The organism is Venenivibrio stagnispumantis, assembly GCF_900182795.1.
Classification (GTDB): Bacteria; Aquificota; Aquificia; order Aquificales; family Hydrogenothermaceae; genus Venenivibrio; species Venenivibrio stagnispumantis.
The window spans coordinates 1-19,767 of sequence record NZ_FXTX01000006.1 but is presented as its reverse complement, the minus strand read 5'-3'; the positions used below and the strand labels follow the sequence as shown (position 1 = coordinate 19,767).

The following is a 19,767-nucleotide window of genomic DNA, read 5'->3' as shown; positions in this document are numbered from 1 at the left end:
ATATAAAACAATGTTTGATTTTTATAAAAAATATGATTAAATATATTGTAATGAATTTTTAGAGAGGTGGGTAAAGATGGAATTTTTCAATTTAAAAGTTTTCAGGTATGACCCTACAAAAGACAGCCAGCCATATTACAAAACTTACAAATTACCGGTAGAAAAAGGTATGACACTTCTTGCAGCTTTATTTAAAGCAAAGGAAGAGCAAGACCCTACAATATCTTTCAGATACAACTGTAGGGCAGCAATCTGTGGCTCATGTGCAGTAAGGGTAAACGGACATGCAGCATTGGCTTGCAAAGTTCAAATTACACATCTTCTTGAAAAATATCAAACAGATACAATTGTTGTTGAACCGGTTGGAAATATCAAACCTCTTAAAGACCTTATATACGATATGGACTGGGTTATAGATAAAATGAAAAGAATTAAACCTTGGTTTATTCCAAAAGAACCACCACCACCAGATGGCAAAGAATACAGACAATCAGAATATGAGCATAATAAAATAGATTTTGCATCAGATTGTATATTATGTAATAGCTGTATGTCAGATTGTAATGCATTAAAAGCAAATAAAGATTTCCTTGGGCCTATGGTAATATCAAAAGCATATAGATTTATTGCAGATTCAAGAGATGGAGCTAAAAAAGAAAGACTTGAAGAAGTATTGAAAGATTATAATCTTGAATGGTGTGTAAGATGTATGGAATGCACCACAAGATGTCCTAAGGAAGTTCAACCTTATGAAAATATCATCAGAACAAGAATAATTGCAGCAGAAGAAGGTTATAAAACACCGGGAGAAATACACGCAACAATATTTGAACAGGATATAGTAAATAGAGGATTATTAAATGAGATGCTTTTACCAATGAGACAAGAAGGAATACTCGGAGCATTAAAAAGAGCACCATTTGGAATAAGAATGTTCTTTAAAGGAAAAGTTAATATAGCTGATTTCTTTGGAGGTCATAAAATAAAAAGATTAGATGAAGTAAAAACTATATATGAAGTAGCTCAAAGAAAGAAAAAAGATGTAAAAATAAAAATACCTCAAATATTTGGATTAGTTTATGAATCTAAAAGAAAAGCTAAACAACAAGGAGGAAATCAGTCATGAAATATGCATTTTATACAGGATGTTCTGCAAAAGGAGTAGCTCCGGAACTTTATGATTCAACAAAATTAGTTGCAGAAAAGCTCGGTATGGAATTAATAGAACTTGAAGCAGCTACTTGCTGTGGAGCCGGAGCAGTTCAAGAAAAAGATGAATTTTTATCCCTTGTTATAAATGCAAGAAATCTTGCTTTGGCAGAAGAACTTGGCTTAGATATGCTTACAATATGTAATACTTGCACATTAATGCTAAGAGAAGCCAAATTTAAACTTGATAATGATGAAGAATTAAAAAATCAAGTAAATGAAGTTTTAAAAGAAGCAGGCTTAGAATATAAAGGAACCATAGAAGTTACCCATTTCTTATGGGAGTTGATAGATGCAGTAGGAATAGAAAAAATAAAAAGTATGGTAGTAAGACCTTTAAAAGAGTTTAAAATAGCTCCATTTTATGGCTGCCATATTATTAGACCACCATATTTAATAGGATATGAAGACCCTGATAATCCTAAATCCATAGAGATGTTAATTGAAGCTATCGGAGGAACTCCGGTAGACCATCAAGCAAGACTTGCATGTTGCGGTTTTCATTCTTTCTGGTCAGCAGAAGAAAAAGTTACATTAAAATTAACTGCGATGGATACCCAAGCAGCCAAAGAAGAAAAAGCAGATTTTATGGTTACACCTTGTCCTCTCTGTCATACTCAACTTGATGCTATGCAACCGGAAGCAGAGGAAAAAATAGGAGTAAATATAGGAATGCCAATATTACATCTACCTCAATTAATAGGTCTTGCAATCGGATTAAAACCAAAAGAACTCGGCCTTCATAAACATGTAATCTCTACAAAAGAAATAATAGAAAAAGTAGCATAAATAAATTTCTTTTCTCCTGCCAAAGAGGCAGGGGATTTCTATTTTCCATTATAGTTTCAATAATATTGAAAAAATATAAATTTATATCTATAATATTATTCTAATAATCTAATATTTATTGAGGTAATAATCATGGAAGAATTGTTGGAAAATGAAAAATGGCAGGATGAAGAATTCCTTGAAGACAGTGCAGAACTTTTAAAAGCATTAGCACATCCAAGTAGACTTAAAATTATTGGTTTTTTGGCAAGTGGTAAAAAATGTGTAAAGCATATATGGGAAGCCCTTGATTTACCTCAACCTAATGTATCACAACATTTATCAGTCTTAAGAAATAGAGGAATACTCGGATATAAGCGAGAAGGTTCAATTGTATGTTATTATATTAAGGATAAAAAAGTGTTAGAAATTTATAAAACTTTGGTAAAGGAGGATTAAAAAATGGCCGGAAAAGTTGTTGTAGTTAACGAAGCTAACTGGGAACAGGAAGTTTTGAATTCTGATATTCCAGTATTGGTAGATTTTTGGGCTCCATGGTGTGGTCCTTGTAGATTATTAGCTCCAATAATAGATGAATTGGCAGTAGAGCTTGAAGGAAAAGCAAAAGTAGCAAAATTAAACACAGATGAAAACCCTAACATTGCTATTAAATACGGAATAAGAGCTATTCCAACAGTTATGGTATTCAAAAACGGAAAAGTAGTGGATACAAGAGTAGGTGTGCAACCTAAGGAAGTTTTAAAAAGCTTATTGGTATAGGTTTTTAATGTCAGTAAATATACATCCGACAGCAATTGTAAGTAAAAAAGCAAAAATAGGGGTCAATGTAGAAATTGGCCCTTTTTCTATTATTGAGGATGAAGTAGAAATCGGAGATAATACAGTTATTTCTTCTAATGTGAAAATAAAAAATTTTACAAAAATAGGAAATAACTGCCAGATATATGAAGGATGTGTTATCGGTAATATACCTCAACATCTTGGATTTAAAGGTGAAAAAAGTTTTGTAGAAATAGGAAATAATGTAGTTTTGAGGGAATATTGCACAATCCATAGAGGCACAAATTTTGATGATGGTATCACAAGAATAGGAGATAACAGTTATCTAATGGCTTATGTTCATATAGCCCATGATTGTAAAGTTGGTCACGATACTATCTTGGCAAATTGTGTAACCCTTGCAGGACATGTAAAAGTTGGAAATTATGTTTTTATTGGTGGTCTTACCCCTATCCATCAATTTTGCAGGATAGGAGATTATGCAATGGTAGGTGGTGCTTCTGCCGTTGATAAAGATGTTCCACCTTATACAAGAGCATCTAAAAATCATGTTCTTTTATATGGATTAAATCTTGTTGGTTTAAAAAGAAGAGGTTTTACAAGAGAGCAGATAAATATAATAAAAGAAGCATACAGATTATTATTTAGAGTTTCTCCTACAATTGAAGAAGGAATAAAACAGGTTGAAGAAAAATTACCAAAAACACCGGAAGTTGAAAATTTAATTAATTTTGTAAAAACTACAAAAAGAGGAATAGCTCCGGAAGCTTCCAAAAGGAAGTTAATACAAACCGACGAAGAGATTTAAAAATTATGTCAAAAATCGGTTTAATTGCAGGCTCCGGCGAATTACCGATTACCTTTGCTAAAAACTGCAACGATGTAACTATATTTGCCATAAAATCCTCTGCAGATAAAGATATTGAAAAATATGGTAAAACTATCTGGCTACCTTTCGGACAAGCTCAATATCTGATTAACTCTTTAAAAGAAAACAATATAAAAAAATTAGTAATGCTTGGAAAAATAGAACATAAATCTATAATCTTAAATTTTCATAAATTTGACAAAAGGGCAAAAGATTTTTTATCTAAATTAAAAGATAAAAGAGCAAAAACAATATTAACCGGCATCATAAAAGAACTTGAAAAAGAAGGATTTGAATTTATAGACCCTACTCCTTATCTAAAAGATTTATTAATAGAAGAAAATTTTATAATTGATAATGGAATTACAGAAGAAATAAAAAAAGATATACAATTTGGAATAAAAATAGCAAAAGAGATAGCTAATCTTGATATAGGACAAACGGTTGTCGTAAAAGAAGGAAATATAATTGCAGTAGAAGGAATAGAAGGAACAGACCAATGTATATTAAGAGCAGGAGAACTTGCAGGAGAAAACTGTGTTGTTTGCAAAACAGCAAGAAAAAATCAGGATATGAGATATGATGTTCCGGTTATCGGTATAAAAACCCTTGAAAGTATGAAAAAAATAAAAGCAAAAGCCCTTGCAGTAGAAGCCGGAAAATGTTATCTTTTAAACAAAGAAAAATTTATTGAAACTGCAAACAAATATAAAATATCGGTTGTCTCGGTGAAACTTAATGAATAAACAGGAATTTATAAAAGATATTATATTTTATGGAAGAGTTTTATATGAAATGGGTCTTGTTTCTTCCCATGGTGGAAATATAAGTGTAAGAATAGATGATAATTTAATTATAACTAAAACCGGAAGAATGGCAGGATTTTTAAAAGAAGAAGATTTAGTAGAACTACCAATTTTTGAAAAAACAGAAAAAGATAAAGAAGCATCTATTGAGCTTATAGTTCATAGAGAAATTTATAAAAAAAATCCACAGATAAATGCAATACTCCATGCACATCCTATATATGCAACCACCTTAGGATATTTTCTTGAAGAATTTATACCGATAGATATAGAAGGAGAACTTTTCTTAAAAAAAGTAGCAGTTGTAAATGTATCTAAACCTTCTGCTTCTGAAGAACTTGCAAAAAGCTTGGCAGATGTATTTAATAAAGGTTATAATATAGCAATAGTTAGAAATCACGGCTCTTTTTCCGTAGGAAAAAATCTAAATGAAGCATTAAAATATACTTCTGCCTTAGAAAACTCAGCAAAAATATATTATTTAAAGCAATCCTTTGATAAAAGAGATTCATTAGGATAATCTTTCTTTCAACATATTATTAAATCGTTCTAATATATATTCCGGTTTAATATCAAGACAAGCTAAATCTCCCCTTTTGCAACTTCCTTTACCGTGTAAATCGCAAGGTTGGCATTCTAAACCTTTAAATATAAAATCACCTTCCTCTTTAAATGGAGCAAATCCAAAATAAGGATGGGTTGCACCATATATAACCAAAACCGGTGTCTTTACAGCCCTTGCAAAATGAGCTATTGCAGAGTCATTACTTACAACACCTTTTGCCAAAGATATTACAGCCAAACTTTCCCTTATTGTTAGCTTTCCTCTTAAATCTATAACATTTTTTTGATTTATCTCAAATAAATCTTTATCTTCTTTTGAACCTACTAAAACAACATTTTCATCTTTGATAAGATTTATAAATTCTTTAAAATATGGATAGATTTTATTTTTATATCTTGCTCCTACTCCTACTGCTATAAAGTTTTCAGGTAATATTTTTTTTAATTTTTCAATCTCTTCTTTTTCAAGAATAATCTTAGGTCTATAATCGCCTTTTATTCCAAGGCTTTCCAATGGCTTTAAATATGCTTTTACTACATTAAAATCCGGATTTAATATTTTTAGCCTTCTTTTTATACTTTCTTTGTTGTATCTTAAAACTTTTCCTTTTGCAAATAATGAGATTAAAACAGAACGAAGATTAAAATGAATATCCAAGATATAATCATATTTTAAATTTTTTGAAAAATTATATATATCTTTTATGGATTTTAAATTTTCTTTTGAGACAGCGATAACTTTATTAACCCTGTAATCTTTTATAAATAACTCATCAAAAGGCTTAAAAGTTAAAAAATCAATCTCAAATCCGGCATTATAAAGAGGCTCTATCACGGAACTTGCTAAAACAACATCTCCAAGAGAAGAAAGCCGAATAATTAATATTTTTTTCATAAACTTACTGCTAAAATCAAATTTAACTCCTGAGCTTTTAATTTAGCATTTTCTAAAATTTTTCCATACTTCAAAAGATAAAATTCTAATTGCTAATTAAAATATTCTCCGGCTTAATTTTAGCAAATTTTCTTTTTCCTACTTGAATAACCCATTCTTTATCTAAATCAACTTCAAATAATGGATTATCTATCTTTTCATTGTTTAATCTTACTCCACCTTGTTTTATTAATCTCTTTGCTTCTGATTTGGTTTCAACAAGTTTTGCCTCATATAAAAGCTCAAATAAAGGTATAACTTTTGTATTTACTGTTATTTTTGGTTCAGGAATATCAGAAGGTAGCTCTTTTTTAGAAAAAACTTTCTCAAACTCTTCTTTTGCTTTTATTGCTTCTTCTTTTGAATGAAATCTTTCAACTATATACATTGCAAGCTCTTTTTTAACTTCCATAGGATGTAATATTCCTTTTTCTACATCTTCTTTCATTTTTTGTATCTGGTCTACGGTTAAATCTGTTAATAACTCCCAGTATTGCCACATAAGCTCATCAGATATAGACATAACCTTTCCAAACATTATTTCTGGCTCTTCTGTTATACCTATATAATTTCCATAAGATTTACTCATCTTTTTTACACCATCAAGCCCAACCAATAAAGGAAGTAAAATTGCAATTTGTGGCTTTTCTATGCCATACTCCCTTTGAATATCCCTTCCAATAAGCAAATTAAATCTTTGGTCTGAACCACCAAGCTCTATATCAGCTTTTATTGCTACAGAATCATAAGCTTGCAATAATGGATATATAAATTCATGAATAGATATAGGTAAATTTTCTTTAAATCTTTTTTTAAAATCTTCTCTTTCAAGCATTCTTGCTACTGTGTATTTTGCAGTTAATTTTATTAAATCTTCAGCAGTCATAGAGCCGAGCCATTCGCTATTAAATACTACAACTGTTTTTTCAGGGTCTAATATTTTAAAAACTTGTTCTTTATATGTTTTTGCATTTTGTATAACCTGTTCTTTTGTAAGAGGTGGTCTGGTTGTATCTCTTCCGGAAGGGTCTCCTATCATTGCAGTTAAATCACCTATTATAAAATAAACAATATGCCCAAGTTGCTGAAATGTTCTTAATTTTTGAAGTAAAACTGTATGTCCAAGATGTAAATCTGGAGCAGTAGGGTCAAACCCTGCCTTTACAATAAGTGGTCTTTCCTCTTTTAATTTTTCTATTAACTCTTCTTCCGAAATTATATCTATTACACCTTTTTTTATTAATTTTAATTGTTCTTCTACCGGTAGCAAAATATTCCTCCAGTTTTTAGAAATTTTAAGAAAATAAATTTTAACACAATTAAAGCATCATTTCCTTGTTTTATGTCCTTTATTGGCTTATAATAAATATGTGAATTTTTAATTTTTTTTGGAGGTTAGTTTAATGGGTATGACAATAACTGAAAAGATTATAGCAGCTCATGCAGGCAGAGATTATGTAGAACCGGGAGAACTTGTAACTGTAAAAGTAGATTTAGCAATAGCAAATGATATAACAGCCCCTCTTGCAATAAAACAGCTTGAAAAATACGGAATAAATAAAGTTCATGACCCAAATAAAATAGCACTTGTTATGGATCACTTTTTCCCACCAAAAGATATCTTATCTGCACAACAAATAAAAATATCCAGAGATTTTGCTAAAAAAATGGGTATAAAAAATTATTTTGAAGGTGCAGATAGTGGTGTTATGCATACACTTTTACCGGAAAAAGGATTTATAGTTCCGGGAGATTTAGTTATAGGAGCAGATTCCCATACATGCACTTATGGTGGAATAGGAGCTTTTTCTACCGGTGTAGGTTCTACCGATATAGCATATATATTTGCAACAGGAGAAACATGGCTTAAAGTTCCTGAAAGTATGAAATTTGTATTTTACGGAAAACCTGCCAAGTGGGTTGGTGGAAAAGATTTAATTTTATCTGTAATTGGCAAAATAGGAGTAGATGGAGCATTATACAGAGCTATGGAATTTACAGGAGAAGCTATATCTCATCTTGATATAGATAATAGATTAACAATAGCTAATATGGCTATTGAAGCCGGTGGAAAAAATGGAATAATTGAAGCCGATGAAAAAACCCTTGAATGGGTAAGAAAAAGAAGTAGCAGAACACCGGTAGTTTACAAATCAGATAAAGATGCAAAATATTGCTGTGAGTATGAATTTGATACATCTAATATGGAACCGGTTGTTGCATGTCCTAATTTACCATCAAATGTAAAACCTGTTTCTGAGGTAGCAGGAACCCATATAGACCAAGTATTTATAGGCTCTTGCACAAACGGAAGATTGTCTGATTTAAGAATAGCAGCAGCAATATTAAAAGGTAAAAAAGTCCATCCGGAAGTAAGATGTATAGTAATACCTGCATCCGATTCTATTTATAGACAGGCAATGCATGAAGGAATCTTAGAGATATTGGCAGATGCCGGATGCTTAATAAGCACATCAACCTGTGGCCCTTGCCTTGGAGGACATATGGGAATATTAGCAGAAGGAGAAGTTTGTATCTCAACTTCCAATAGAAATTTTGTAGGAAGAATGGGACATCCAAAGAGCCAGGTTTATCTTTCAAGCCCTGCTGTAGCTGCAGCTTCTGCTATCCTCGGTAGAATAGCTCATCCGGATGAAGTGGCTAAATATGAAGAAGTAGAAACTGCATTAATTCCCTAAAGTTTATAAAAATATATCCGAAATATAAAAAAGCCGGTTTAAAAGCCGGCTTTAATTTAAATATGGGGGTTATAAAAAATGAAAATTGCTATCATTTCTTATGATGCTGATTTTTTATCTAAATTGCAAGATTTAATTAAAGATGCAGATTATAGAAATTATATTGATAGTATATCATTGCTTAATGAATTTCATTTATTCACACCGGATGCCGTTATATATGATGCATCATCTGGAATATTTGCCGAAGAGGATTTAAAATTTTTAGCCGAAAAAGAAGAATTTAAAACTATTCCATTATTTGTTGGTATTTCAAAAGAAAATCCAATAAATATAGAAGGTTTTCCTCAAAACTTTAAATTTTTCACAAAGGAAGATGATAACGAGTTAAGAAAAATTATTAATGAAATAGCAAATTCCAAAATAAAGCAAGAAATAAAAACAGAACCTCAAACGGCTATAGAAGACGATTTCTTATCTGAATATATGGAAATATCTGAAAAATTAATTTCTGAAGAACCAAAAAAACAAATAACATCATTAGAAGAAGAACTTTTTGGAGAAATTACAGAAAATAAACCAAAAATAGAAAGTGATTTTATCTCCCAAGTTGAGATAGAACCAACTTCATTAATTTTAGAAGAGGAAGATAAAAAAACTCAACCTAAAGTAGAAGATATAACTCCTCAAGTAGAATCCCCTATAGAAGTTAAAGAAGAAATAGTTAAAACTGCTCCAATTATAGAACAAAAGCCTATAATAGATACTACTACAACAGAAACAGTTATAAAGCAGGAAAAACCAGAGCAAAAACAAGAAACAAAACCTAAAACATATTTTATCTCTATATCCCTTACAGAAGAAGATATAAAAGCTATAATAAAAGAGCAGATTTCCGAATTTATAAAAAATGATGAATCAATGGTAAAAATCCTTGACCATCTTCAAATAGATTTTGTTAATGATATGAATACAGAACTTAATGCTTTAAAAACAGAAATTAAAGAATCGCTAAAAGAAAAATATAAAAATGGTTTAGAAGAAGAGATACAAACATTTATAAAAACAGAGCTAAAAAAAGATATAAAAGAGTTAGCAGAAAAAATAGCAAGAGAAAAATTAGAACAGGTATTTTCAAAGCTTTTTTAATAAATAGCTAATAAAGGCTATTATAGAAGAAGATAAGATTATAAATATATGGGCAAATAAAGATGCTATAAAGGCTAAATTTTTATCAATATTTAATAAAGTTATCAAAATACCGGCATATCCGGTTTCATAACTACCAATACCTGCAATTCCGTGTATTGGTAATACTGTTGTTAAATCTCCACCGGAAGATGCTATAAAAGATTGAATAATATTGATATTTAAACTTTCCGGCAAAACAAAATAAAATGCTAAAAACTTAAATAAAAATGTTAAAATTGAAAGCAGGTAAATAATTACTAAATTTAAAAAATTAAATCGTTTATTGTTAAATTCTTTTACTTTTTCATGTTTTATAAAAGAAAGTATAAAAATAAAAATATAAAATGAAAAAGGCAAAAGGATTAATGACAAAATAGCAAATAAAATATTACCAATATATAAAAAATAAGAAAATAGCAAAATAGCAATTAGCCCAATACCATCAAAAGCTCTGGTGGTAATAAAACTCATTGTTATATCGGATATATGGATATTTTCTTTCTTCAGCATATAAAAAAATGAAAACTCACCGGTTCTAAATGGAAGAATTATATTAAAAAAAGTGTTAATTGCAGTAATATGAAAAAGTTTTTTAAAATCTTTTATATCAAGTGTAAAACTCCATCTATAAGAACGGATAATATAACTTATAAGATAAAATAAAAATGCAATAGAAATATTAAAAATAGATAAATCGTTGAAAAATCTTTTTATATTTTCAAAACCAACATATTTATTTAAAAAATATAAAAAAAGTATGGTAATTGTTATAGAAATTAAAAATTTTAAAACTTTTACCATTTAGTCCCGATTAATAATCTCTTTTATAATATAAGGTCTTTTTCCTTGAGATTCGTAATATGTCCTTGTGATAAGTTCTGCTACTATACCGGTAGATATAAGCTGAATACCTGTTAAGAAAAATAAAACTCCAAAAGTGAGTAATGGCCTATTTCCTATGGAATGTCCAAAACATAGCTTTATACAAACAAGATAAGATAAAATAAAAAATCCAATTAAAGAAAGTATAAATCCTATTCCACCGAAAATCCTAAGTGGTTTTGTTCTATAATCAAGTAAAAATTTGACAAGCAATAAATCAAGAATAACTTTAAATGTTCTTGATATGCCATATTTTGATTTTCCATAAATTCTTGGATGATGATTAACCGGAATTTCTGTTATTTTTGCACCGATTGCTTTTGATAAAGCCGGTAAAAATCTGTGCATCTCTCCATAAAAATCAAGATTTTTTGCTATTTCTGATTTGTAAGCTTTTAGAGAACAACCATAATCATGAAGATGCACACCGGTAACTTTGGATATTAAAGCATTTGCTATTTTTGAAGGTAATGTTCTACTTAAAAATGCATCTTTCCTATTTTTTCTCCAACCACTTACAATATCATATCCTTCATCAATTTTTTCAAGTAATTTTGGTATATCCTCTGGGTCATTTTGTAAATCTCCATCCATTGTGATAATAATATCTCCCTTTGCTGTTTCAAAACCGGCAGACATAGCTGCAGTTTGTCCAAAATTTCTTCTAAAATTAACACCTATTACCCGTTTATCTTTTTCTGCAAGCTGTTTAATTATATTCCACGAGTTATCTGTACTTCCATCATTTACAAATATAATCTCATACTCTTTATTTAATCTATCAAGGACATTTTTTAATTTTTCATATAAAATCGGTAAATTTTCTTCTTCATTATAAATTGGTATCACAACTGATATATCCATCTTACTCCTTTTTAAATTTGATTATTCCTTCTATTTTATTTGGTGTTAAATTTTTATCTAAAAACTCTTTTGCTTCTTTGTAACTTTCAAATTTTCCAAATACAACCCTATATATTTTTTCTCCATTTAATACTCCTTCTTCAATTTCCGGCTGTATATTTAATTTTTTTAATTTATTAATTATATCTTCGGTCATCTTTATAGATTTATAAGCACCAACCTGAATGTAAAAGTATTTTAAAGATTTTTGTATATCTTGATTTTCTTCTTTTATTTTTTGAAGTTTTACAACTGTTTCCGGATTTGGATTATTTTGCTGAGATACTTGAGATTCTATAGGTTTTTCTTCAGCTTTTTTATCAATAAATATATCTGGATTTTTTACAACTTCTTTCTCTTGAATTATTTTATCTTCTTTTATCTCTATTTTTTTTGTTATAACCGGTTCCTCATCTACGGAGGCATATTCTGCTTCTAATTTTTCTAACAATTTTTTAGCTTCTAACTTTAAAGGATTTTTATCATCTGTCTTTTTTATTAATTTTTCAAGATAATATTTTGCGTTTTCTTTTTTATTTAGTAAGAAATAACTTTTTCCAAGTCCAAAGATTATATCCGGCGAATCTAAGCCAAGCATATAAGCTTTTAAAAATATCTCATTTGCTTTCCAAAAAGAGTTTTCTTTTGATAATCCTGTTTTTTCATATTCTTCGAGATAAAAATTCCCAAGGACAATATAAGCATCTTGATATAATTTATTATAGGCTATCGCTTTCTCTAAATTTTCAACAAATTTATTATAATCTCCAAGTTCTCTATATATAAGAGCTAAATTATAATAGGCTTTATCTTTATTTGAATAATTTGGATTATTGATAGCTTTTTCTAAATATTTTATTGCTTCTGTATAATTTTTTTCGGAAGCTAATAAAACTGCAAGATTAACTGCTATTTCTGAAGCATTTTCGTTTAAAGCTAAACCTTTAAGATACGCTTCTTTGGCTTTTTCTTTTTCTCCCACATTAAAATATGCTATTCCAAGGGCATTATAATATTCCGGATTATTTGGATTTAACTCTATTGCTTTTAATAATGATGCAATTGCTTGAGAGTTATTTCCAACATTTAAATAAGAAATTCCTATATCATAATAGAAAGAAGCATCTTTGCCTTCTTGAGTTGTTTGTGGTGTTACACATCCTATAATAAAAGTAGATAGACCAATTATTAATATTTTTCTCATAAATATATACCTTAATTTTGTATAAAACCTATTGTAAATTATAACAAAAATTTATGTAATATTATAACAGAAAGCGAATTAATTATTAAAAGATTTAGATAGTGGCTCTGCCACTAAGGGACAAAATTAAAGTTTAAAAAAATAATAAAAGTAACCTGCGAGTTTGTAGTGGAAATACTACAAATAGTAGGTAGTAGGCAAAATCGGGTACTCTGCAAGATAGTATTTACTATCTGTAAGGGTACCTTATAAACCAAAATCTTTTATTTTTTTACTTAAGGTGTTTCTATGAATACCTAAATATTTGGATGCTTCTGAAATATTCCCTTCTGTATATTTTAAAACTTCTCTTATAATTATTTCTTCTAAATCTTCTACTAATTTTATATAAATATTTTTTCTTCTTTTGTTTAACATCTTTCTTATTTCTGATACAACAAGACTTTTCCAGTCGTTTATCTGCTCTTCTTCTCCTTTTAAATTTGCCGGTAATAAATCCGGTGTAATAGGTCTTTCCCTGTATAATGCTATTAATTTAAAAACTATATTTTTTAATTCTCTTACATTTCCAGGAAAAGGATAATCCATTAAGTATCTGATAGACTCAGGGGTAAAACCACCTTTTTTTAAGTTATATTGGGCTAATGCTTTTTGGGTAAATAACTCTATTAAATCCGGTATATCTTCTTTTCTTTCTCTAAGTGGCGGTATCTTTATTTCAATAACAGATAATCTATAAAACAAATCTTCTCTAAATTTGCCTTCTGCCACTAATTTAACCAAATCTTTATTTGTGGCTGCTATTATTCTTACATCTATTTTATATTTTTTATTTGAACCAAGTGGTGTAATTTCCATTTCTTGAATAGCTCTTAGCAATTTAGTTTGAGCTTCTATTGGCATCTCACTTATTTCATCTAAAAATAATGTCCCTCCATTTGCTTGTAAAAATTTTCCTTCTTTTGATTTATCTGCACCGGTAAATGCTCCTTTTTCATATCCAAATAGTTCTGACTCTATAAGTCCCGATGGTATTGCTGCTGTATTTATAGCTATAAACGGTTTATCTGCTCTATTGCTGTATTTATGAATAAGATTGGCTATAACTTCTTTTCCTGTTCCTGTTTCACCTATCAACAATACAGGTTCTTTTGTAGCACCGGCTCTTCCTACCATCTTAAAGACTTCTTTCATTGCCGGACTTTTACCTATTATCTCTTCTTCCGGAACAGATGAGATTATTTTAGATTTTACACATTGTTTTAGCTCTTCTATTACTTTTTTTATTCTTTCTATATCAAATGGCTTTGTAATATAATCATAAGCTCCAAGTTTCATAGCTTCTATCAGATATTTATATTCTGTATGTCCTGATATGATTATTACATAAGGGCTTTCTTCTAAAATAGTTATCTGTTTTAATATATCTAAGCCATTACTATCTTTTAATCCTATATCAAGGAAAATAAAATCCGGTTTTTCTTTTTTTATAATTTCTATCGCATCTTTTCCGGATTCAAAATCTTCTGCTTTTATCCCTTCTTTTTGTAATATTCTACGAAGCACGTTTCTTACTGTTTTCTCATCTTCAAAAATTAAACCTTTCATCATCTCTCCTATTTAATTGGTAATAATATCTCAAATGTTGCATCTTTTATATATCTTATTATTCCTTCATGTTTTTTTATAATTTTGTATGCAGAAGCAAGACCAATTCCCATTCCACTGCTCTTTGTTGTGATAAACGGCAAAAATATTTTATCTTCCAACTCTTTTGGAATACCTTTTCCGCTGTCTTTTATTCTTATATATATTTTATTTCCTTTTGGAGATAGGATTTTATCAAAAGATATACCGGTTTGAATTTGTATTTTTCCTTTTCCATTTATTGCTTCTATGGAATTTCTTATTAAATTTATAAATACCCTTGTAAGATAATCTTTATCTATATTTATATCCGGAATACTTGGGTCATACAATCTTTCAAAAATAACTTCTTTATATTCTTTTTGAAATGATTTAATAACTTTATCTATTAGTTTATGAATATTTGTCGGCTCTTTTTTTAGATTTATATCTTTGTTTATAAATGTTATCTCATTTATCATTTTTGTTAATCTATCTGTTTCTTCTATAATATCATCTATTAATGATAATTCTTCCGGATTTTCTTTTAAAAATTGGGCTGCTGCCTTTATTCCACTTATTGGTCCTTTCATATCATGGAAAATCTCTGCAATCATTTTTGATAATGCAAATATTATATCTTCTTTTCTTGATATTTCTTCAAGTTCAAAATACCTTGTTATATCCTTTGCAAAAATGATTATATATTCTTCTTTATAAGGATAAATATCTACTATAAATTTTAACTCTGATATTTCCAAAAAATAATTAATAATTGAAAAACCATCTTTTATATGCCTTAAAGAAAATATTTTTTCTATAAATTGATGTAAGGATTTTTTATCAAAGTAGCTTTTGGCTGATTGATTTTGATAAATTATCTCTTTTTCAAGATTTACGATAAAAACCGGCTGTGTAATACTTTCTAATATATCTTTTTCCAACTTCTACCTTTTTATAAATTGAAGGCAGGTTTCCCTGCCTTTTTTAAAATTTTAATCTTTTTTTACAGTTATATCAAGTAGAAAATTTTCTTTAACTTCTTTTTGAACATCTTGGGATATTCTGTAAGCACAAAATGATGGACCGCACATTGAGCAGAATTTAGCTGATTTAAATCCTTCCTGTGGTAATGTTTCATCGTGATATTTTCTTGCTGTTTCAGGATCTATTGCAAGCTCAAACTGTTTTTCCCAATCAAATTCATATCTTGCTCTTGACATTGCATCATCCCATTCTTTTGCACCTTTTCTATGTCTTGCAAGGTCTGCTGCATGGGCTGCTATTTTATAAGCTATTAATCCTTGTTTTACATCTTCTGGATTCGGTAATCCAAGATGTTCTTTTGGTGTAACATAACAAAGCATTGCTGCTCCATACCATCCTGCCATAGCCGCACCGATAGCAGAAGCTATATGGTCATATCCGGGAGCAATATCGGTTACAAGTGGCCCAAGAACATAGAAAGGAGCTTCATGGCACCACTCCATCTGTTTCTTTATATTCATCTCAATCTGATCCATAGGAACATGTCCCGGTCCTTCAACCATAACTTGAACATCATGCTCCCAAGCTTTTTTCGTAAGCTCTCCTAATACTTTTAACTCTGCAAATTGGGCTTCATCGGAAGCATCATTAATACATCCGGGTCTTAATCCATCTCCAAGTGAGAAAGTTACATCATATTTTTTAAATATTTCACAAATTTTATCAAAATTTGTGTATAATGGATTTTGTTTTCCATGAACGATCATCCACTGGGCAATTATTGAACCACCTCTTGAAACTATTCCCATTAATCTATGATTTACAAGAGGCAAAAATTCTCTAAGTAGTCCAGCGTGGATTGTCATATAATCAACACCTTGCTGTGCCTGAAGCTCAATAATATCAAGTATATCTTGTTCTGTAAGTTTTTCTATGCTTCTTACTTCTTGAAGTGCTTGATAAATAGGAACAGTTCCAACAGGCACAGGAGAATTTGCAATAATTGCTTCCCTTATTGCATTTAAATCTCCACCGGTAGATAAATCCATAACCGTATCTGCCCCATACTTTAAAGCAACTCTGAGTTTTTCAAGCTCAGTTTCAATATCAGAAGTAATAGCCGAATTACCAATATTGGCATTTACTTTACATTTTGCTGCTATACCTATTGCCATAGGTTCAAGATTAAGATGGTTTATATTAGCCGGAATTACCATTCTACCTCTTGCAACTTCCTGCCTGATAAGTTCTGCCGGTAATCCTTCCCTTTGGGCTACAAACTCCATCTCTTCTGTTATAATACCTTGACGGGCAAAATGCATCTGTGTAACATTTGGCTTGCCTCTACGGCTATGAACATATGTCCTCATAATTCTACCTCCTAAAATTTGATTATAAACTAAAAAAGCCACCTTGTAGAGAAGGTGGCTTAATTTTTATTCGCAATTAGCCCGCTTCCGTCCCATCTTTCCGTTTCCATAATCGTCTAAACTTACCCGTTTAGTGTTTAGACCTTATCGGTAATATTTCTGCTAAGCCGATTAACTGGCAAGCCCCTGGCGGGACGGATTTCTGGCAGGGATATCCTTTGAGCTTTACTCTCCGGATTTTGACTTGCCAGCCTTTCTTTCATAATGCTATACCTATTCCTCATATTTTTCCTGTTTTATCAAATATAAGCAGTTTTAATAAAAAAATCAAGATACTATTGCTATTTTCAGAAGGAATTGCCACCTGCAGTTTAAAAATCATATTCAAAATTTAAACAAAAATATATACCTAATACATTAAAAATGCAATGAGATTTTTATCATATAATATTGAAATTTGATATTTTAACCATATCTTATTAATAAAAATAAGTAAGGAGGTTTAAAAAATTGGAAGAAAATAAAAACAATCAAGAGTTAGAAATTAAAGAACAAAACCAAGAAGAAAAAGTAGAAGAGCAAAAAGCAGAACAAACAGGGGAGCCTATATCATTGGAAGAGATTGAAGCTTTGAAAAAAGAAAATGAAGAAATTAAAAAGAAACTTGAAAAAACGGAAGAAGCAGCAAAAAGATTAAGCTCATTATATCAGATGCTTCAAAAAGATTTTGAAGATTTTAAACTAAAAACAATTAAAGAAAAAGAAGCAATAAAAGAGGAAACCATAGAAAAGTTTGCAAAAGGACTTCTTGATTTGATTGATAATTTTGAAAGAGCATTAGAAAGCTTCAAGAATACTCAGGATGTTGATAATATAATAAAAGGTATTCAGATGATACATTATCAATTAATATCATATCTAAAAGAGTATGGAATAGAAAAGATAGAAGCATCAGGAGAGTTTAATCCTCAGGAACATGAAGCTCTTGAAACAATAGCTACAAAAGATTATGAACCAAATCAGATAGTAAAAGTTTTACAATCAGGCTATAAATACAAAGGAAAAGTAATAAGACCGGCAAGGGTATCTGTATCAATATCGGTAGCAGAAGAAGAAATAACTTAAAATGGATTTTTATAAATTACTCGGGGTAGCAAAAGATGCTACTCCTGAGCAAATAAAAAAAGCATTCAGGGAAAAAGTAAAAAAATACCATCCTGATTTAAATAAAGAAAATGAAGAAATTTTTAAACTTTTAAATCAAGCATACACAACCCTTATAGACCCTCAAAAAAGAGCAATTTATGATAAAGAGATAAAAAAAGGTTTATTTTCAATATTCCAAGAAAAATTAGCAGAATTTCTCGGCTTTACCGCTAAACCTCAAAACGGAACAGATATAAAAAAGATTTTATACATCTCTTTAAAAGAAGGATACAACGGAACAATTAGAAAAATAGAATATAAAACAAAAGTTATATGCCATATATGTAATGGCACAGGTATAACAAAAGATAGCAAAATAGAAAAATGTGAAAAATGTGGTGGAACTGGGAAAAGGAATATTCTACCTTGTTTAAGTTGTTTTGGAAGAGGATTTATAATTAAAAATCCTTGTAAAGATTGTAAAGGCTTAGGATATAAATATGAAAAAACTGAAAAATTAATTAAAATAGATAAAGGTATAGATGAAAACACAACAATTTTAATGAAAGGAGCCGGAAATCAAGGATTATATGGTGGAAAAGATGGGGATTTATATCTAAAAATAAAATTTAAAGAAGATATTTACCAAAAAGTTGGAAATGATTTATATTTAGATATTAAGATTAAAAATCAAGATTTAAAAAGTATATCTCATTTATCAATAAAAAATTTAAAAGATGAAACTATCTTTGTTAAGATACCGGAAAATATAGAAAAAAATACGATTTTAAGGGTAAAAGGAGAAGGATATATAGATAGTAGCGGAAATAAAGGGGATATTTTAATACGACTGAATGTTGTATGATTTATTTACCGGTTACAATCTGTATTCCTGCACTTGTGCCAAGCCTATCTGCTCCGGCTTGTATCATTTTTAAGGCTGTTTCATAATCTTTGATGCCACCGGAAGCTTTTATTTTTATCTTATTGTCAGCCAAAGATTTAAAAAGTTTAATATCCTCTACTTTTGCTCCTTCCGGTGCATATCCTGAACTTGTTTTTAAAAATTCTATACCTAAATCTTTTAAAAGATTAATAGCTAATATCTTTTCTTCCTGCGATAAATAAGCAGTTTCTATTATTACTTTATGGATTACACCTTCAGTATTTTTCTTTACCTCGGATAATTCTGTTTGGATATATTTATAATCCTTAGATTTAAAAGCTGATATATTCCAAACTATATCAAGCTCAGTTGCTCCATCTTCTATTGCTTTTATAGATTGTAAAACTTTTATATCCAATCTATCAGACCCAAGTGGAAAACTTATAACTGAGCAAACTTTGAGATTGCTATCTTTTAGATTTTGATAAACTCTTTTAACAAAAAAAAGGATTTATGCATAGTTCCCCCTTTTATAGACATTTATTCCACACACATCAGGGGTTTGGAATTACCAAGATAATCCCTATAATAAGGATTTTTTCTCAGTAATTCACAGGGAGCACTATTACACCCTTTATATCTCTCCAAATACCCTTTCACAGATATTTGAAGGATTTGCTTTTTTGATGTGCGTGTTGTTATCTCTCTAAGAGAACTTCTCTTAGAGATTTTTCTTATTCAATTTGTCCATCATAAATATAATATATTTTAGACTATTTATCAAGATATATCTATTAACAACTTTATTTAACTATAATTTCAATTATTATACCAAAACTGATGTATAATAATTAATATGAAGAGAGTAAAAAGAGAGTTAATAAAAGAGAATACGGAAGAATTAAAAGAGCTGTTAAAGAAAC

General features: G+C 29.6%; 20 protein-coding genes. 11 read left to right on the top strand and 9 right to left on the bottom strand.

The annotated features are described in order from the left end of the window. The first annotated feature begins 76 nt into the window (after nucleotides 1–76). From QOR43_RS03325 to QOR43_RS03295, 7 genes are all read left to right on the top strand, one after another. On the top strand, nucleotides 77–1,126 hold the full coding sequence (locus QOR43_RS03325) for a succinate dehydrogenase/fumarate reductase iron-sulfur subunit (protein ID WP_265134135.1): 1,050 nt from the start codon (nucleotides 77–79) through the stop codon (nucleotides 1,124–1,126). Further along, nucleotides 1,123–1,998, top strand: coding sequence for a CoB--CoM heterodisulfide reductase iron-sulfur subunit B family protein (locus QOR43_RS03320; protein ID WP_265134136.1), 876 nt, complete (start codon nucleotides 1,123–1,125; stop codon nucleotides 1,996–1,998). Before QOR43_RS03325 ends, QOR43_RS03320 begins: the two co-directional genes overlap by 4 nt. 132 nt (nucleotides 1,999–2,130) lie before the next feature. Next, entirely contained in the window at nucleotides 2,131–2,436 is a 306-nt protein-coding gene (locus QOR43_RS03315; protein ID WP_265134137.1) for an ArsR/SmtB family transcription factor, read from the top strand. A 3-nt stretch (nucleotides 2,437–2,439) separates the two neighbouring features. After that, nucleotides 2,440–2,757 (top strand): thioredoxin, encoded by a 318-nt coding sequence (gene trxA, locus QOR43_RS03310; RefSeq protein WP_265134138.1) that lies wholly within the window; start codon nucleotides 2,440–2,442, stop codon nucleotides 2,755–2,757. A gap of 7 nt (nucleotides 2,758–2,764) precedes the next feature. After that, nucleotides 2,765–3,586 carry an acyl-ACP--UDP-N-acetylglucosamine O-acyltransferase gene (lpxA, locus tag QOR43_RS03305; RefSeq protein WP_265134139.1) on the top strand — a complete coding sequence of 274 codons (822 nt, stop codon included), beginning with the start codon at nucleotides 2,765–2,767 and terminating at the stop codon, nucleotides 3,584–3,586. A 5-nt stretch (nucleotides 3,587–3,591) separates the two neighbouring features. Further along, on the top strand, nucleotides 3,592–4,392 hold the full coding sequence (locus QOR43_RS03300; protein WP_265134140.1) for an LpxI family protein: 801 nt from the start codon (nucleotides 3,592–3,594) through the stop codon (nucleotides 4,390–4,392). Continuing rightward, complete coding sequence (locus QOR43_RS03295; RefSeq protein ID WP_265134141.1) at nucleotides 4,385–4,972, top strand: class II aldolase/adducin family protein; 588 nt, start codon at nucleotides 4,385–4,387, stop codon at nucleotides 4,970–4,972. The genes QOR43_RS03300 and QOR43_RS03295 overlap by 8 nt, the downstream gene beginning before the upstream one ends. Here QOR43_RS03295 and QOR43_RS03290 read toward each other — a convergent pair. Both QOR43_RS03290 and tyrS read right to left on the bottom strand, forming a co-directional pair. Continuing rightward, nucleotides 4,964–5,911: a glycosyltransferase family 9 protein gene (locus QOR43_RS03290; protein ID WP_265134142.1), complete on the bottom strand. Its 948-nt coding sequence runs from the start codon at nucleotides 5,909–5,911 to the stop codon at nucleotides 4,964–4,966. The genes QOR43_RS03295 and QOR43_RS03290 overlap by 9 nt on opposite strands. Nucleotides 5,912–5,996: 85 nt before the next feature. Then, nucleotides 5,997–7,220: a tyrosine--tRNA ligase gene (tyrS, locus tag QOR43_RS03285; protein ID WP_265134143.1), complete on the bottom strand. Its 1,224-nt coding sequence runs from the start codon at nucleotides 7,218–7,220 to the stop codon at nucleotides 5,997–5,999. 133 nt (nucleotides 7,221–7,353) lie between these two features. Between tyrS and leuC the strand changes: the two genes are divergently transcribed. Together leuC and QOR43_RS03275 are read left to right on the top strand one after the other, a co-directional pair. Then, entirely contained in the window at nucleotides 7,354–8,649 is a 1,296-nt protein-coding gene (leuC, locus tag QOR43_RS03280) for a 3-isopropylmalate dehydratase large subunit (RefSeq protein WP_265134144.1), read from the top strand. A 78-nt stretch (nucleotides 8,650–8,727) separates the two neighbouring features. Then, nucleotides 8,728–9,798, top strand: coding sequence for a hypothetical protein (locus tag QOR43_RS03275; protein WP_265134145.1), 1,071 nt, complete (start codon nucleotides 8,728–8,730; stop codon nucleotides 9,796–9,798). Here QOR43_RS03275 and QOR43_RS03270 read toward each other — a convergent pair. From QOR43_RS03270 to thiC, 6 genes are all read right to left on the bottom strand, one after another. Then, complete coding sequence (locus tag QOR43_RS03270; RefSeq protein WP_265134146.1) at nucleotides 9,784–10,641, bottom strand: lysylphosphatidylglycerol synthase transmembrane domain-containing protein; 858 nt, start codon at nucleotides 10,639–10,641, stop codon at nucleotides 9,784–9,786. The two genes, QOR43_RS03275 and QOR43_RS03270, sit on opposite strands and share 15 nt — an antisense overlap. Beyond that, the gene (locus tag QOR43_RS03265; RefSeq protein WP_265134147.1) at nucleotides 10,642–11,586 is read right to left on the bottom strand and encodes a glycosyltransferase family 2 protein; all 945 of its coding nucleotides are present in this window, start codon (nucleotides 11,584–11,586) and stop codon (nucleotides 10,642–10,644) included. Between the two features lies 1 nt (nucleotide 11,587). Further along, entirely contained in the window at nucleotides 11,588–12,829 is a 1,242-nt protein-coding gene (locus tag QOR43_RS03260; RefSeq protein WP_265134148.1) for a tetratricopeptide repeat protein, read from the bottom strand. Between the two features lie 246 nt (nucleotides 12,830–13,075). Next, nucleotides 13,076–14,437, bottom strand: coding sequence for a sigma-54-dependent transcriptional regulator (locus QOR43_RS03255; protein ID WP_265134149.1), 1,362 nt, complete (start codon nucleotides 14,435–14,437; stop codon nucleotides 13,076–13,078). Nucleotides 14,438–14,445: 8 nt separating this feature from the next. Then, complete coding sequence (locus tag QOR43_RS03250) at nucleotides 14,446–15,399, bottom strand: two-component system sensor histidine kinase NtrB (RefSeq protein ID WP_265134150.1); 954 nt, start codon at nucleotides 15,397–15,399, stop codon at nucleotides 14,446–14,448. A 51-nt stretch (nucleotides 15,400–15,450) separates the two neighbouring features. Next, complete coding sequence (thiC, locus tag QOR43_RS03245) at nucleotides 15,451–16,812, bottom strand: phosphomethylpyrimidine synthase ThiC (protein WP_265134151.1); 1,362 nt, start codon at nucleotides 16,810–16,812, stop codon at nucleotides 15,451–15,453. A 510-nt stretch (nucleotides 16,813–17,322) separates the two neighbouring features. On the opposite strand from thiC, the gene QOR43_RS03240 reads away from it, so the two are divergent. Together QOR43_RS03240 and QOR43_RS03235 are read left to right on the top strand one after the other, a co-directional pair. Next, nucleotides 17,323–17,937 (top strand): nucleotide exchange factor GrpE, encoded by a 615-nt coding sequence (locus QOR43_RS03240; RefSeq protein ID WP_265134152.1) that lies wholly within the window; start codon nucleotides 17,323–17,325, stop codon nucleotides 17,935–17,937. A gap of 1 nt (nucleotide 17,938) precedes the next feature. Further along, nucleotides 17,939–18,823: a DnaJ C-terminal domain-containing protein gene (locus tag QOR43_RS03235; protein ID WP_265134153.1), complete on the top strand. Its 885-nt coding sequence runs from the start codon at nucleotides 17,939–17,941 to the stop codon at nucleotides 18,821–18,823. A 1-nt stretch (nucleotide 18,824) separates the two neighbouring features. Here QOR43_RS03235 and deoC read toward each other — a convergent pair whose 3' ends face one another. Then, on the bottom strand, nucleotides 18,825–19,355 hold the full coding sequence (gene deoC, locus QOR43_RS03230) for a deoxyribose-phosphate aldolase (protein WP_265134158.1): 531 nt from the start codon (nucleotides 19,353–19,355) through the stop codon (nucleotides 18,825–18,827). Nucleotides 19,356–19,767: the final 412 nt, after the last annotated feature.

What these genes read in the sequence shown, in the direction of transcription:
- QOR43_RS03325 (WP_265134135.1), top strand. Translation starts at nt 77, where the DNA reads ATGGAATTTTTCAATTTAAAAGTTTTCAGGTATGACCCTACAAAAGAC.
- QOR43_RS03320 (WP_265134136.1), top strand. Translation starts at nt 1,123, where the DNA reads ATGAAATATGCATTTTATACAGGATGTTCTGCAAAAGGAGTAGCTCCG.
- QOR43_RS03315 (WP_265134137.1), top strand. Translation starts at nt 2,131, where the DNA reads ATGGAAGAATTGTTGGAAAATGAAAAATGGCAGGATGAAGAATTCCTT.
- trxA (WP_265134138.1), top strand. Translation starts at nt 2,440, where the DNA reads ATGGCCGGAAAAGTTGTTGTAGTTAACGAAGCTAACTGGGAACAGGAA.
- lpxA (WP_265134139.1), top strand. Translation starts at nt 2,765, where the DNA reads ATGTCAGTAAATATACATCCGACAGCAATTGTAAGTAAAAAAGCAAAA.
- QOR43_RS03300 (WP_265134140.1), top strand. Translation starts at nt 3,592, where the DNA reads ATGTCAAAAATCGGTTTAATTGCAGGCTCCGGCGAATTACCGATTACC.
- QOR43_RS03295 (WP_265134141.1), top strand. Translation starts at nt 4,385, where the DNA reads ATGAATAAACAGGAATTTATAAAAGATATTATATTTTATGGAAGAGTT.
- QOR43_RS03290 (WP_265134142.1), bottom strand. Translation starts at nt 5,911, where the DNA reads ATGAAAAAAATATTAATTATTCGGCTTTCTTCTCTTGGAGATGTTGTT.
- leuC (WP_265134144.1), top strand. Translation starts at nt 7,354, where the DNA reads ATGGGTATGACAATAACTGAAAAGATTATAGCAGCTCATGCAGGCAGA.
- QOR43_RS03275 (WP_265134145.1), top strand. Translation starts at nt 8,728, where the DNA reads ATGAAAATTGCTATCATTTCTTATGATGCTGATTTTTTATCTAAATTG.
- QOR43_RS03270 (WP_265134146.1), bottom strand. Translation starts at nt 10,641, where the DNA reads ATGGTAAAAGTTTTAAAATTTTTAATTTCTATAACAATTACCATACTT.
- QOR43_RS03265 (WP_265134147.1), bottom strand. Translation starts at nt 11,586, where the DNA reads ATGGATATATCAGTTGTGATACCAATTTATAATGAAGAAGAAAATTTA.
- QOR43_RS03260 (WP_265134148.1), bottom strand. Translation starts at nt 12,829, where the DNA reads ATGAGAAAAATATTAATAATTGGTCTATCTACTTTTATTATAGGATGT.
- QOR43_RS03255 (WP_265134149.1), bottom strand. Translation starts at nt 14,437, where the DNA reads ATGAAAGGTTTAATTTTTGAAGATGAGAAAACAGTAAGAAACGTGCTT.
- thiC (WP_265134151.1), bottom strand. Translation starts at nt 16,812, where the DNA reads ATGAGGACATATGTTCATAGCCGTAGAGGCAAGCCAAATGTTACACAG.
- QOR43_RS03235 (WP_265134153.1), top strand. Translation starts at nt 17,939, where the DNA reads ATGGATTTTTATAAATTACTCGGGGTAGCAAAAGATGCTACTCCTGAG.